This is a genomic window from Mesorhizobium sp. M0292 (genome assembly GCF_040321695.1).
Taxonomy (GTDB): domain Bacteria; phylum Pseudomonadota; class Alphaproteobacteria; order Rhizobiales; family Rhizobiaceae; genus Mesorhizobium.
This window is the reverse complement of the sequence record NZ_JAMYSB010000028.1, coordinates 62,920-77,048: the sequence shown is the minus strand read 5'-3', so window position 1 is coordinate 77,048 and position 14,129 is coordinate 62,920. Positions and strand designations below refer to the sequence as shown.

Annotated in this window: 13 protein-coding genes and 1 riboswitch; of the genes, 8 read left to right on the top strand and 5 right to left on the bottom strand. The window is 62.7% G+C overall.

What is annotated here, in order from left to right:
• Positions 1 to 281 precede the first annotated feature (281 nt).
• From NKI96_RS28600 to NKI96_RS28590, 3 genes are read left to right on the top strand one after another with little or no spacing between them, the layout of a single operon-like run.
• Positions 282 to 848 carry a sigma-70 family RNA polymerase sigma factor gene (locus NKI96_RS28600; protein ID WP_023683483.1) on the top strand — a complete coding sequence of 189 codons (567 nt, stop codon included), beginning with the start codon at positions 282 to 284 and terminating at the stop codon, positions 846 to 848.
• Between the two features lie 14 nt (positions 849 to 862).
• On the top strand, positions 863 to 1,531 hold the full coding sequence (locus NKI96_RS28595; protein ID WP_352807319.1) for an anti-sigma factor: 669 nt from the start codon (positions 863 to 865) through the stop codon (positions 1,529 to 1,531).
• The gene (locus tag NKI96_RS28590) at positions 1,521 to 2,933 is read left to right on the top strand and encodes a S8 family serine peptidase (RefSeq protein ID WP_352807316.1); all 1,413 of its coding nucleotides are present in this window, start codon (positions 1,521 to 1,523) and stop codon (positions 2,931 to 2,933) included. The genes NKI96_RS28595 and NKI96_RS28590 overlap by 11 nt, the downstream gene beginning before the upstream one ends.
• Before the next feature lie 25 nt (positions 2,934 to 2,958).
• On the opposite strand, the gene NKI96_RS28585 is transcribed toward NKI96_RS28590, so the two are convergent.
• Both NKI96_RS28585 and NKI96_RS28580 read right to left on the bottom strand, forming a co-directional pair.
• Positions 2,959 to 4,305 carry an NAD(P)/FAD-dependent oxidoreductase gene (locus NKI96_RS28585; RefSeq protein WP_352807313.1) on the bottom strand — a complete coding sequence of 449 codons (1,347 nt, stop codon included), beginning with the start codon at positions 4,303 to 4,305 and terminating at the stop codon, positions 2,959 to 2,961.
• 166 nt (positions 4,306 to 4,471) lie between these two features.
• On the bottom strand, positions 4,472 to 5,494 hold the full coding sequence (locus NKI96_RS28580; RefSeq protein WP_023684299.1) for a substrate-binding domain-containing protein: 1,023 nt from the start codon (positions 5,492 to 5,494) through the stop codon (positions 4,472 to 4,474).
• A 364-nt stretch (positions 5,495 to 5,858) separates the two neighbouring features.
• On the opposite strand from NKI96_RS28580, the gene NKI96_RS28575 reads away from it, so the two are divergent.
• The 5 genes from NKI96_RS28575 to NKI96_RS28555 all read left to right on the top strand — a co-directional run bounded on the left by NKI96_RS28575 (position 5,859) and on the right by NKI96_RS28555 (position 12,483).
• On the top strand, positions 5,859 to 7,214 hold the full coding sequence (locus tag NKI96_RS28575; RefSeq protein ID WP_023668892.1) for an ABC transporter substrate-binding protein: 1,356 nt from the start codon (positions 5,859 to 5,861) through the stop codon (positions 7,212 to 7,214).
• A 250-nt stretch (positions 7,215 to 7,464) separates the two neighbouring features.
• Complete coding sequence (locus NKI96_RS28570; RefSeq protein ID WP_023668891.1) at positions 7,465 to 8,478, top strand: carbohydrate ABC transporter permease; 1,014 nt, start codon at positions 7,465 to 7,467, stop codon at positions 8,476 to 8,478.
• A gap of 1 nt (position 8,479) precedes the next feature.
• A complete protein-coding gene (locus tag NKI96_RS28565; RefSeq protein ID WP_023742570.1) occupies positions 8,480 to 9,634 on the top strand; it encodes a carbohydrate ABC transporter permease in 1,155 nt (384 codons plus the stop codon).
• Positions 9,635 to 9,639: 5 nt separating this feature from the next.
• A complete protein-coding gene (gene bglA / locus NKI96_RS28560) occupies positions 9,640 to 11,304 on the top strand; it encodes a beta-galactosidase BglA (protein ID WP_352807310.1) in 1,665 nt (554 codons plus the stop codon).
• Between the two features lie 66 nt (positions 11,305 to 11,370).
• Positions 11,371 to 12,483 carry an ABC transporter ATP-binding protein gene (locus NKI96_RS28555; protein ID WP_023668888.1) on the top strand — a complete coding sequence of 371 codons (1,113 nt, stop codon included), beginning with the start codon at positions 11,371 to 11,373 and terminating at the stop codon, positions 12,481 to 12,483.
• Between the two features lie 73 nt (positions 12,484 to 12,556).
• Here NKI96_RS28555 and NKI96_RS28550 read toward each other — a convergent pair whose 3' ends face one another.
• From NKI96_RS28550 to NKI96_RS28540, 3 genes are all read right to left on the bottom strand, one after another.
• Complete coding sequence (locus tag NKI96_RS28550) at positions 12,557 to 12,790, bottom strand: DUF680 domain-containing protein (protein ID WP_023715518.1); 234 nt, start codon at positions 12,788 to 12,790, stop codon at positions 12,557 to 12,559.
• Between the two features lie 71 nt (positions 12,791 to 12,861).
• Positions 12,862 to 13,065: a DUF680 domain-containing protein gene (locus NKI96_RS28545; RefSeq protein ID WP_023668886.1), complete on the bottom strand. Its 204-nt coding sequence runs from the start codon at positions 13,063 to 13,065 to the stop codon at positions 12,862 to 12,864.
• Between the two features lie 66 nt (positions 13,066 to 13,131).
• Positions 13,132 to 13,338: a DUF680 domain-containing protein gene (locus NKI96_RS28540; protein ID WP_352807307.1), complete on the bottom strand. Its 207-nt coding sequence runs from the start codon at positions 13,336 to 13,338 to the stop codon at positions 13,132 to 13,134.
• A gap of 499 nt (positions 13,339 to 13,837) precedes the next feature.
• Positions 13,838 to 14,039, top strand: a riboswitch (cobalamin riboswitch).
• Positions 14,040 to 14,129: the final 90 nt, after the last annotated feature.

The window sequence follows — 14,129 nt, the reverse complement described above, 5'->3', positions numbered from 1 at the left end:
TTCCATGCCCACCCGCTCGGCATCATCGACACACGGCACATGAAGCTTGTCCGCCGCAGCGCCGCGCCAACCAATCCGCTTGGCGCTGCGGCGGACGCATAGGGGGAGAGAAGTGTCACCTACGTATCCGGTTCAAAGTGTTACCCATCTATCGGCTGGACAGACGCTCTGGCAACACTCCCTCTCTTCGGTTAGCTTCGCCAAAATTCCTTGGCGGAAGGATGAACCTTTTTGAACCTATCGGCGACAGAGCAGACAGGAGCCAGGCGGCTCGACCGGCCATGACGGCAGCGACCGAGACTGATCGCGCGCTTGTCGACCGGGTCGCGAAGGGCGACCGTGCCGCTGTTCGGCTGCTGTTCATGCGTCACCACGCGCGGGTCTACCGCTTCGTGGTGCGCCAGACGGGATCGGAAATGATGGCCGACGACATCGCAAACGAGGTCTTTCTCGAGCTGTGGCGCCAGGCGCCCGGTTTCGAAGGGCGCTCGGAAGTCTCGACATGGCTGCTCGGCATCGCCCGGTTCAAGGCGCTGTCGATGCTTCGCAAGAAAAAAGAAGACTGGATCGATGACGACGATGCGGCGCAGGTTCCCGACGGCGCCGACACGCCGGAAGTCGCCACCATGAAGGAAGACAAGGGCGCCGCTTTGCGGCGCTTCGTCGATGCGTTGCCGGAGGAACACCGCTCGGTGATCGACCTTGCCTATTACCATGGACAGTCGGTGACGGAGATTGGCGAGGTGCTCGGCATCCCGGTCGCCACCGTCAAGACCCGAATGTTCTACGCCCGCAAGAAACTCGGCGAAGCCCTCAAGGCCGCCGGTTACGACAGGGGGTGGCCATGAGCAATCCTGAAGACATGAGCGCCGCTGAAAAAATGTCGCGCCGTGACGAAATGGAAACGCTGCTGCCGTTCTACCTGAACGGCTCGCTGGAAGGCTCGGACCTCGAAGCCGTCGAGGAATGGCTGGCGTCCGACCCGGCTGCGATGGCTGCGCTTGGCGAGGCCGAGGCCGAATTCTCCGGCGCCACCGCCGCCAACGAAGCGATCCGGCCACCGGCCGATGCGCTCAGCCGCTTTGCCAGGGCGCTCGACGCCGAAGCCGGACCGGTCCGCGCGCCGGCGGGCCGTTCCTGGGTGTCGCAGGCGCTCGGCCGTGTCGTGGCGGTGCCGGTCGGTGTCGCCTGGGCGGCGGCCGCTGTCTTGCTGGCGTTGGTCGTGGTGCAGTCCTACGTGCAGACCGGCGGCAAGGGTAATGATTTCGAGATTGCCGGGGCCGAGGACGAGTTGGCGAAACTGCCGTTCGCGCTGGTCAAGTTCAAGCCGGATGCGAAGATGTCCGACATCGCTGTCTTCCTCGACCAGAACGCGCTGAAGATCGCCGGCGGGCCGGCCGCCTCGGGCGTCTTCCGCATTGCCATCCCGGTCAAGACCGGAGCAGACTACACCAGGCTCGTCGGCCTTATTGCCGCCCAGCCGTTCGCGGAGACTGTGATCGAGGGAAGGAAACCGGTTGATGGCAGCTAGGGCGGTCATTCGATTTGCGGCGATCCTGGTGGCGGCGACGACAATCGTCGCCGTGCCGGCGTCGGCGCAGACCAATGATCCCAATGCCGGCTGGGCCGACTGCACCGACGCAGCCGGAGCGGCGGCTGCCGACTGCCCGAAAGACGGCAATGAGGCCAACGTCGGCGGCGAACCAGGCGCAGTTACCCTTCCGGCCCTGATCGTCGACCTGTTTCCCAACCCACCGGCTCCCGAAGCGCCCGTGCCGACGCCGCGGCCGTCAGCGCCGCCTGCCGACACGCAGGCCGGGCCACCCGCCGGCGGGGCGATCGTTTCGCCGACCGATCTTGTCGCGACCGCGCCGCGGCGTGCCATCGCCGGCGAGTTCGTGCCGGACGAGGTGCTGGTGACCGTCGGCGGCGATGCCGGCGCCGTCCAGCAGATCGCCGCCTCCTTCGGCCTTGAAGTGCGCTCGCAGCGCCTGTCGCGGCTGCTCGGCACCACACTGGTGCGCTTCGGCATTCCCGACGGCCGCCCGGTCGGCGCCGTGCTGGCGCAGCTGGCCGCCGATGGCCGCACCCTGCGGCGCGAGCCAAACCATATCTATTCGCTGCAGCAGGCGGCCGGCATCGTCAACTATGCCTTCGAGCGCATTCAGCTCGACAACAAGCAAGCCAGTGGCGAAAACGTGCGCATCGCCGTCATCGACACCGGCATAGACGACACCAATCCGGCGCTGTCCGGCGTCATTGCCGACCAGTTCGACGCCATGCCCAACGTGCCGGTCGAAAAGCGTGACCACGGTACCTCGGTCGACGGGCTGATCGCCGGCGTCGGCGCGCTCGAAGGCATGGCGCCCGGCGCCAGGATCTATCACGCCCGCGCCTTCGAGGACGGCAGGTCGACCATGGATGTCATCCTGTCGGCTCTCGACTGGGCGGCGGACCAGAATGTCAGCATCATCAATATGAGTTTCGTCGGCCCCAAGAACGATCTGCTCGCCACCGCCTGCCGCAATGCGCGCGGGCTCGGCATCATCCTGGTCGCTGCTGCCGGCAACAACGGGCCGAAAGCGCCCTATGGCTACCCCGCCGCCTATGACGGCGTGATCGCGGTCACCGCCACCGACGCCAAGGACGGGCTGATGCAGCAGGCCAATCGCGGCGCTTATGTCTTCATCTCGGCGCCCGGCGTCGAGATGGTGGCGCCGAGCGGCGCCGGCTCTGACGTCGTCACCGGCACCTCATTTGCCGCCGCGATCGTGTCCGGCGCAATCGCCAATTTGATCCACGCCTCACCCGAGCGCTCGGCCGACGATATCGAAAAGGCGCTGGCCGCCACCGCCAGGGATCTCGGTCCGAAGGGACGGGACAATGATTTCGGTTATGGGCTGCTGGATACGAAGGCGGCGGCGAACAAGTAAACCGGGCGAAATTCGCGCCACCAATTCAGAGCGCCGGGCCCAGCCGGACAGGGCTGCCATCATAGAAGCGCGACAGCCGGAAGCGGCTGAGGTCGTGCCCGGTCTGGTTTCCCTGGATCAGGTCGGCAACGACGCGGCCTATGCCAGGCCCGATGCCGAAGCCGTGACCGCTCATTCCCGTCGCGACGAAAAGACCGCCGACGGCCTGCACATGATCCACGATGGGGACGACGTCCGGCATGGCGTCGATCATGCCGCCCCAGCCTGCCTTCAGGCGAACTGTTTCGAGCTGTGGAAAAAGACGTCCGAAATTGCGTTCTATGGAACGCAGACCGGCTCGTTCAGGGGGCGGGTTCAGCACCCGCATTTTTTCGAAAGGACTGACGGAATCCGGCGCCCAATCGCGCGGCGTCGACCAGGCGTCAGGGTAGCCTGACGGGGCGAACGGAAAGTAGCGCGTCCCGAACGGATTGTCCCTGAGGGCGGGAAGGTAATTGGTGGCGTGCCGGAATGCGTCTGGCCCCAAATAAAGCAAATGGCTGCCGCCCGCGGCGAGCGTATATCCGCCATCGTGCCTGCGCCGGAACGCGATGTGTTCGTCGGCGGCCGCACCTGCATAGACCTCAGGCATGGGCTCCGTTGCGGCTGCGGTTACTCTGACGCTGAGCTGGGGGATGGAGATGCCGTGTCTGCGCAAGAACAGAGATGACCAGGCGCCGCCGGCGACCAGCACGCTGGAGGCCTCGACATACGCCGCCTCGGTCCACACGCCCTTGATCTTGCCGCCTGAGATTTCGAGGGTTCGCGCCGCACAATTCTCGACGATTTTGACGCCTTTTCGCGCGGCGAGCCGGGCAAGTGCGGGCACCGCCAGCCAAGGCTCCGCCCGCATGTCGGAGGGCGTCGTCATCGCGCCCTTGAATTTGCGCGACATGCCTTTGATGAGTGCCGCGGTTTCGTCTGCATCCAGGAGACGGGTGTCGAGCGCATGCGTCGCAGCGATCTTCATGAATGCTTCGAAGCCGGCCATGTCCTTGTCGGTCTTCGCCAGGTAGGTCACACCTGTCTGGGTCAGGCCGATGTCCTCGCCGCATTCCTCAGCCAGTTGCCGCCACAGGCGAATAGCCTCTATGACGATGGGCAACTCGTCGGCGTCGCGTCCCTGCTTTCGGATCCAGCCCCAATTGCGGGACGACTGTTCGGCCGCAATGCGTCCTTTTTCCAGCAGCGTCACCGGGATGTTCCGCTGTGCCAGGAAAAGCGCCGTCGTCACACCGATGATGCCGCCACCGACAATGACCACCTCCGACGTTTTCGGCGGTGGGCCAGGATGCCGGATTGGATCCGTTTCGGAGAACGGGAATATGGGCAAGTGGCGCACCCTGAGGACTGGTTGATGGCTCTGGCTTACTGGTTGCCACCCACTCGAAGCCAAATCAAGGACAGGTCCAGGCAGACCGTTGTCCCAACGAAGTCAATCTATCTGCGGGCAACATCCACATGGGTGAACTTGCCCAGCGGAGCAATTGGATTAATCCCTAAACCGGCGCGCCGGCGACCGAGCCTCTCACCACCAGGTCGACAGGCCAGACCTCGCCCCGCGCCCCTTCTTCCAAGCCGGAAATGCGCGCTGCCAGGCGTTCGGCGATGCGGGCGCCGGCGAGGCGGATCGACGAGCGCGTCGTCGACAGCGGCACGGAAAAATTCTCCGGCTTCAGCCATGGAAAGACGTCGTCATGGGCAATCAACGACAGGTCGCCGGGAATGGTCAGGCCAAGGTCGCGCACCGCGCGCACGACGCCGAGCGACATGATCAGGCTGGAGCAGGCGATCGCCGTCGGCCGCTCGCTCTGTTCGAGCAGGCGCCTGGCGGCGCGGTAGCCGTTCTCCTCGGTCATGGTGAGTGAACAGACATGGCGCTCGCCGAGCGTCAGGCCGCTCGCGGCCAGCGCCCTGCGCATGCCGCGCTCGCGGTGGATGGCGAAGGTCTCGCGGTCGTCGCCATTGATCAGCGCCAGCCGCCGGTGGCCGAGCTGAACCAGCAGCCGGGCGGCGTCGTGGAAGCCGCCCTCATTGTCGATGTCGGTGAAAGGGTAGTCGAAATCGAAGCCTTCGCTGCGGCCATGGACGATGAAGGGAATGCCGAGCGTGTTGACCAGCGCCACCCGCCGGTCGGCCGGGCGCGGCGAGGAGATGTAGACGGCGTCGACCTGGCGGTTGGCAACGATGCGGCGATAGGTGGTTTCCTGGTCGTCGGCATCGGCCGGCGACAGCACCAGGTCGAGCTCGTGCGAGCGGGCATAGTCGCCGAGACCCGACAGGAACTCGACGAAATGCGGGTCGATGTCGACGGAGGCGCCCGTCGGCAGCACATACCCGATCATGCCCGTCTTGCCGGTCGCCAGCCGGCGCGCGCTCGGGTTGGGCCGGTAGCCGTGGCGCTTGGCGGCATCCACCACACGCCGGCGGGTTTCCTCGTTGACCTCGGGATAGCCGTTTAGCGCACGGCTTACCGTTGTCTGCGACAGGGCCAGCATATGAGAGAGCTGCTTCAGGTTCACTGGGAGGCCTCCAAGCCTCAAAGCGCTTTTAATTTTGAAGCCAGGCGGCGCCACAACGGGCGCGGCCAAGCTGGTCGACCATACGCACTGGTCCGGCCAGTTTGAAGCTTAATACGCTGCTGCACCGCCGTAAAACTATGCTGCAGTGCACTTTACCAAGTCTTCCAGCTCGAAATTAAATCGATTAGCTCACCGCCCTCTTGACTTGCAGCCGATTCAATGGCGAGATCAAAAAGACCAAAGCGCTTTGGAAGACTCTTCGAAAGGTTGCGGTTCCTTTCTGAACGAGTCACAGTCCTGCAGCGTCGGCGGGCGGAATGGAGGTTCCGTCCGGGTGTATGTGTCCACACTGGGAGGAATACCGATGAAGAAGATGCTTCTGCTTGGCGCAGCGTTTGCCACGCTCGCCTTGTCCCTGCCGGCGCAAGCCGAACTGAAGTTCAAGCCCGGGGAAGACAAGCGCTTCAACTGGGCCAATTACGAAGAGCTGAAGAAGGTCGATCTCAAGGGCGAGACACTGACCATCTTCGGGCCCTGGCGCGGCGAGGACGAAGGCCTCATCCGCACTGTTCTCGAATATTTTCAGGAAGCCACCGGCGCCGAGATCAAATACTCCTCGTCGGAAAATTACGAACAGCAGATCGTCATCGATACCCAGGCCGGCAGCCCGCCCAATATCGCCGTACTGCCGCAGCCGGGCCTGATCCAGGATCTGGCGTCCAAGGGCCTTTTGACGCCGCTGGGCGACGACACCGCCAAATGGATCAAGGACAATTACGGCGCCGGCCAGTCATGGGTCGATCTCGGCACCTTCAAGGACAAGGACGGCAAGCCGGGCTTCTTCGCCTTCCCCTACAAGGCCGACGTGAAATCGCTGGTCTGGTATTCGCCCGACAATTTCGAGGAAGCCGGCTACAAGGTTCCCAAGACCCAGGAAGAGCTCGCCGACCTCGAGAAGAAGATCATCGCCGACGGCGGCACGCCGTGGTGCATCGGCCTCGGCTCAGGCGGCGCTACCGGCTGGCCGGCGACCGACTGGGTCGAAGACATCATGCTGCGCACCCAGGCGCCCGACGTGTATGACAAGTGGGTAAAGAACGAGATCCCGTTCAACGATCCGGCGGTGGTCAACGCCATCGACATTTTCGGCAAGATCGCGACCGACGACAAGATGGTCGACGGTGGGGCCAAGGCGGTTGCCGCGACCGACTTCCGCGACAGCCCGAAGGGCCTCTTCTCGGTGCCGCCGAAATGCTACCTGCACCATCAGGCATCGTTCATCCCGACCTTCTTCCCGGAAGGCACAAAGGTTGGACAGGACGCCGACTTCTTCTACTTCCCGCCCTATGCATCCAAGCCCGAGCTGGGCACGCCTGTGCTCGGCGCCGGCACGCTGGCCATGATCACCAAGGATTCGAAGGGTGCACGCGCGTTCATCGAATTCCTGAAAATGCCGCTGGCGCATGAAATCTGGATGGCCCAGGGCGGCTTCGTCACGCCGCTCAAGTCGGTCAACAAGGATGCCTATGCCAGCGACGCGCTGAAGAAGCAGGGCGATATCCTCGCCAATGCCTCGACCTTCCGCTTCGACGGTTCGGACCTGATGCCGGGCAAGATCGGCGCCGGCGCCTTCTGGACCGGCATGATCGATCTGGTCGGCGGCAAGTCGGCGCAGGATGTCGCCACCGACATCCAGAAGAGCTGGGACGCTATCAAGTAGTCAGCTGGCAAGCAGTCAGCTGGCAAGCAGTCAGCTGGCAAGTAACCACTGCCAAGTAATCAGCCGCTTTGGCGGCAAATTCAGGACTTCCTCCACAGACTGGATCCGGGCCGCTATGGCCCGGATCCGACCGGCGCCTTACGCCGGACCGATTTGCGTTCGTTCGTTTCAGAATAACTTAAATCGGCGCAGAGCCACATCGCCAGGGCTGTTCAAGGCCCGGCCGATCATGCGCAGGGAAGAGGGACCCATGGCTGCTCAGATCTTATCGGCCATTTTTGTCATCATCATCGGCGTCGGCGGCTGCGTCGCCTATTTCTGGGGCGCCAACAAGCTGGTCGACCTGATATTCCCGTCGCGCGGCGTGGCCGGGGCTGCGGCCATCGACAATCTGCGCCGGCAAGGACTGGTCCGTCCGTGGCTGTTCGTCGGCCCGGCGATGATCATCCTCACCGTCTACCTGATCTATCCGGTGGTGGCGACGCTCTGGCTGTCCTTCCTCGACCGCGGCGGCCAGCATTTTGTCGGCTTCGCCAACTATGAATGGGCGTTCGGCGACCGCGAGTTCCGCAACTCGATCCTGAATAACATCATCTGGCTCGCGGTGGTGCCCGCCGCCTGCACCTTTCTAGGGCTGATAATCGCCGTGCTCACTGACAAGATCTGGTGGGGCACGATCGCCAAGAGCCTGATTTTCCTGCCGCTGGCGATCTCCTTCGTCGGCGCCAGCGTGATCTGGAAATTCATCTACGAATATCGCGGCGAGGGCCAGACGCAGATCGGTCTGCTCAACGCCATCATCCAGTATTTCGGCGGTCAGCCGCAGGTCTGGATATCGCTGCCGTTCTGGAACAATTTCTTCCTGATGATCATCCTGATCTGGATCCAGACCGGCTTTGCCATGGTCATCCTGTCTTCGGCGTTGCGCGGCATCCCCGAAGAGACGCTTGAAGCCGCGGTCATCGACGGCGCCAATCCGTTCCAGATCTTCTGGAAGATCATGGTGCCGCAGATCTGGGGCACCATCGCCGTGGTCTGGACGACGATCACCATCCTGGTGCTGAAAGTGTTCGACATCGTGCTGACCATGACCAATGGCCAGTGGAACAGCCAGGTGCTGGCCAATCTGATGTTCGACTGGATGTTCCGCGGCGGCGGCGATTTCGGCCGCGGCGCCACCATCGCCATCATCATCATGATCGCGGTCATCCCGATCATGGTCTGGAACATCCGCCAGGCGAACAAAGAGACGGGAGGACATTGAGATGGCCGTCGCGACCGGAAAGTCCTTTGCCAGCCGCTTCGGCGTCCACATCGCCGTGCTCGTCTTCGTCGCCATCTGGACCGTGCCGACGCTCGGCATCCTGGTCTCGTCGCTGCGCGACAAGGACCAGATCATCGCCTCGGGCTGGTGGAACTCGTTCTCCAGCTCCAGCCAGACCGAAGCCGGCCGCCTGCCGCCGGCCTCGGCGCAGGTCGAGAAGGACGGCAAGTTCCTGCTTGCCGGCAATATCTTCGGCGACGGTGCTGCGCGCAACATCAGCGCCTTCGGCGTCAAGTCGGCGGCACCGACGCAATATCCGGCCGGCACCACTGCCGATCTCGGCGACGGCGTGACCTTGCAGCTCAATGCCGACGGAACGTTCGTCATGAGTTCGCCCAAGGCTTTCGAAGGCGACCGTGGCCAGCGCGTCTATTACGCCTCGTCGGCGCCGCCGAAATTCACCACCGACAATTACAAGACCGTGCTGTTTTCGGAGGGCATCGGCCGCTCGTTCATAAACTCGCTGACCGTCACCATCCCGGCGACGGTCATCCCGATCCTGATCGCCGCCTTCGCCGCCTATGCATTGGCGTGGATGCGTTTTCCCGGCCGCGCCTTGCTGATCGCCACAATCATCGGCCTGCTGGTCGTGCCGCTGCAGATGTCCTTGATCCCGCTTTTGAAGATCTACAACGGCGTCGGCATCTTCTTCGGTGTGCCGTCGAAAACCTATCTCGGCATCTGGCTGGCGCATACCGGCTTCGGCCTGCCCTTCGCCATCTATCTCCTGCGCAGCTATATTGCCGGCCTGCCGCGCGAGATCATGGAATCGGCGCGCATAGATGGCGCCAGCGATTTCGAAATCTTCGTCAAGATCGTGCTGCCGCTGTCCTTCCCGGTGCTGGCGTCCTTTGCAATCTTCCAGTTCCTGTGGGTGTGGAACGATTTGTTGGTGGCAATGGTTTTCCTCGGTACCGAAGGGGACCAGATCGTGCTGACCGCGAAGCTCAACGCGCTGCTCGGCTCGCGCGGCGGCGACTGGGAAATCCTGACGACATCGGCCTTCGTCACCATTATCGTGCCGCTGATCGTGTTCTTCTCGCTGCAGCGCTATTTCGTCCGCGGGCTGCTGGCCGGCTCGGTCAAAGGAGGTTGAGACTTATGCAAGCCGCTTTGAAGGCGACCTCGAAGCCCGATCTCGCCGTCGATCGCGACTGGTGGCGGGGCGCGGTGATCTACCAGATCTATCCGCGCTCCTATCAGGACTCCAATGGCGACGGCATCGGCGACCTCAAGGGCATCATCCGCAGGCTGCCCTACATCGCCTCGCTCGGCGTCGACGCCATCTGGATTTCGCCCTTCTTCAAGTCGCCGATGAAGGATTTCGGCTACGACGTCTCGGACTATTGCGACGTCGACCCGATGTTCGGGACGCTCGCCGATTTCGACGCGCTGGTTGCGGAAGCCCATCACCTCGGCCTCAAGGTGATGATCGACGAGGTGCTGTCGCACACCGCCGACAACCATCCATGGTTCAAGGAGAGCCGCGCCAGCCGTAGCAATCCCAAGGCCGACTGGTATGTCTGGGCCGACGCCAGGCCGGACGGCACGCCGCCCAACAACTGGCTGTCGATCTTCGGCGGCTCGGCCTGGCAGTGGGACACCAGCCGCCAGCAATATTATCTGCATAATTTCCTGTCCGAGCAGCCGGACCTCAACTTCCACAATCTGGAAGTCCAGGACGCGCTGCTCGACGTCACCCGCTTCTGGCTGGAGCGCGGCGTCGACGGCTTCCGCCTCGACACCATCAATTTCTACTTCCACAGCCAGGGGCTGGAGAACAATCCGCCGCTGCCGCCCGAAGAGCGCAACGACCAGACAGCACCTGCGGTCAATCCCTACAACTACCAGGACCATATCTACGACAAGAGCCGGCCGGAAAACCTTGCCTTCCTCGAACGGTTCCGGGCGCTGCTCGACGAATATCCGGCAACCGCCGCAGTCGGCGAAGTCGGCGATTCGCAACGCGGACTGGAAGTGGTCGCCGCCTACACCGCCGGCGGCAAACGCGTCCACATGTGCTATTCCTTCGATTTCCTGGCGCCGGAAAAGATCAGCGCCGCCAAGGTGCGCCAGGTGCTGGAAGCCTTCGGCAAGGTCGCCAGCGACGGCTGGTCGTGCTGGGCCTTTTCCAACCACGACGTGATGCGTCCGGCCTCGCGCTGGGCCGCCGACGAGGCCGACCCGGCCGCCTATCTGAAGGTTATCTCGGCGCTGCTGATGTCGCTGCGCGGTTCGGTCTGCCTCTATCAGGGAGAGGAGCTTGGGCTGGGCGAAGCCGAGTTGCGGTTCGAGGATCTGCAGGACCCCTACGGCATTCGCTTCTGGCCCGAATTCAAGGGCCGCGACGGCTGCCGCACGCCGATGGTGTGGGATGCAACCGCCAGCAATGCCGGCTTTTCGACGGCCAAGCCCTGGCTGCCGGTGCCGGGCAAGCATTTGTCGCAAGCGGTCAATGTTCAGCAGGGCGACGCGGCCTCGCTGCTCGAGCACTACCGGCGCTTTCTCGGTTTCCGCCGCCAGCATCCGGCCTTGGCCAAAGGCGACATCGAGTTCATCGAAAGCGAGGGCGACACCGTCGCCTTCACCCGCCGTGAGGGCAATGAGCAGATCGTCTGCATCTTCAATCTGGCCAGCAAGCCGGCCGAGGTCGATCTCGGTGGTCAGGCGCTGCTGCCCTTGGCCGGGCACGGTTTTTCGGGACAATCCGGCACAGGTTCCATCCGCCTCGGCGGCTACGGCGCCTGGTTCGGGCGCATCGACTGAGTTTTTGACGAAACTGGATTTTTTGAGGAAATCCAGGTTCTCTAGGGAAATCACTGGGAGGAAATTATGGCCGATGTCACGCTGAGACAGGTGAAGAAATCATACGGCAATCTGCACATTCTCCACGGCATCGACCTCGACATAAAGTCGGGCGAGTTCATCGTCTTCGTCGGCCCGTCGGGTTGCGGCAAGTCGACCTTGCTGCGGTCCATCGCCGGGCTTGAGGAGATCACCTCCGGCGAGCTGAAGATCGCCGGCGAGGTGGTGAACGACGTGCCGCCTTCCAAGCGCGGCATTGCCATGGTGTTCCAGTCCTATGCGCTCTATCCGCACATGACCGTCTACGACAACATGGCCTTCTCGATGAAGATCGGCAAGGAAAGCAAGGCCGAGATCGACAAGCGGGTGCGGCAGGCCGCCGAAATCCTGCAGCTGACCAAATATCTCGACCGCCTGCCCAAGGCGATGTCGGGCGGCCAGCGCCAGCGTGTCGCCATCGGTCGCGCCATCGTGCGCAATCCGAAAGTGTTCCTGTTCGACGAGCCGCTGTCGAATCTCGACGCGGCGCTGCGCGTCGCGACCCGCATCGAGATCGCCAAGCTCAAGGAATCGATGCCTGCCACGACCATGATCTACGTCACCCACGATCAGGTCGAAGCGATGACGCTCGCCGACCGCATCGTCGTGCTGAAGGATGGCCATATCGAGCAGGTCGGCACGCCGATGGACCTCTACAAGAAGCCCGGCAATCTGTTCGTTGCCCAGTTCATCGGCTCGCCGGCCATGAACATCCTGCCGGCGACAATCGACAGGACGGGCAACCCGACAATCGTCAGCCATGTCGGCGGCCGCAAGGCAACGGTGCCGATCGCAACGCCGGCGTCAGCAAAGGGTGCGGCAGTCAGCTTCGGCGTGCGGCCGGAGGATCTGTCGGCCGCCACCGGCGCGGAATATCTTTTCGAGGGCGTGGTAGACTATGTCGAGCAACTCGGCGAGGTGCAGCTTGTCTATGTCGATATCGGCCGCGCTGACCTGCCGTTGGTGACCAAGCTGCCCGGCAATGTCGAGGTCAAGCGCGGGGCAAAGCTGCGACTGACCGCGGATGCCGGGGACCTGCACATCTTCGACGCCGATGGGCACTCCTTCTCGCTCAAGCCGGTGGAAGTGAAGGCGGCTTGAGATAGCTGCGTCGTACAGGCATGAAAAAAGAGCGGCGGGCCAGGCCCGTCGCTCTTTTTTTAAGCTTCGGCTGTTAGTTGTTGCCGAACCGATCCCTGTCGCTGCTCTGAGGAACGAACTTCTGTTGGTCGTTCGACGAGTTCAGCAGCTTGTAGACCGCCGAGTTGGTGCCGGTCGACGAAGTGCGGGTGGTGTCGACGGCAGCGGCCGGCTGGTTGGCGCCATTGGAGCCATAATTGTCGCTGCCGGCAAAGGCAGCGCTCGAAACAGCCAGAACGGCTGCGGTGGCAAGAACGATCTTCTTCATTTTAGTCTCCTGAATTTTTCTGATGCCGCCAGCTGCAGCGGATAAGCCCGCCACGTGCTGGAAACCGGCTTTTAGCGGCCGAAAAGGTTACGGTCGGCACCGTGGGCAGGCGCCTGCTCGGCTGGAGCCGACTTCTCAACCGAAGCCGTATGGCCACTATCGGTCGACGTAATCGCAGGCTGGTTGGCGCCGTTCGAACCGTAGTTGTCGCTGCCGGCGAAAGCGCTGCCGGAGATGGCCAAAACGGCGGCGGCAGCAAGGATGATCTTTTTCATTTCAATACTCCTGAATTTTTTGGGATCCCGAGAGCGACGGGTTAGCCGCCCCTTCTTTGGTCGGGATCAGCGATTGCCGTAGAGGTCGCGGTCGGCGCCCTGAACGACAGGCTGCTTGTCAGCGTGCGCCGGCTTCTGAATGGAAGCCGTATACGAGCTGTCGACCGAGACGACTGGCTGGTTCGCACCATTGGAACCGTAATTGTCGCTACCGGCGAAGGCGCTGCCGGTGATCGCCAAAACGGCTGCGGCAGTGAGGATGATCTTTTTCATTTTTAGTACTCCAGTTTGTCTGTCCGTCTAGCGGCGTGTCTTGGGAGGAATTCGCGTCGTTCGGACAGCCCCGATGTGGGAAAGCCATAGGCTGGTTTCCAATCACGAAGTTGTTCCGTGTGGACCACGCTCCTGCACCTTGAAATTGTACCAGGAAGTTCCTTCATGGCTGTTTATTGTATTGTTTTCAGTTGCTTATGTCGAACCGAGTGGTTCGCTCCGGTGTCGGTTTCCGGGCCGTCGTTCACACCGTCCTGCACGCATTGTCAACAGAAACGAACCGTTCGGTTCGATTAGAGATTGCTAATAGTAACTTTTCGATACCGTTGAGCCCTTTTTGCCCCCGATCGAACTGGATCCGCAGCGATTCGAAACGGCGATGATGGCGTCGCAAGAAACGTCTCAGCTCTTTGACCGGCGGCGGGGAGCGTATGCCGCGCGTGTCGCGCCGCATGGATACGATGTCGCTTTCATGCCGACGTCGCGATCGCTGCCGTGATTAGATGATCGCATCTCAGGTGCCGCTTCGTGACGACGCAGCGGAGAATTGGGAAGCCGGTCAGAATCCGGCGCTGCCCCCGCAACGGTGGTGGAGTTGAAGTCGCAACGGGAGACCACTGGGCAAGAGCCTGGGAAGGTGTCGCGATGGTCCGCAAGGACAACTCCAGAGCCCGGAAACCAGCCCGAGATGCATAGACTCGACTGATCGCGGTGGGCGGTCAAGAGGTGGATAGTGCATGTCCGGCGCCGCGCCGGCCTGCGTCCGATCCTTCCTCCATCACCACCAAGTT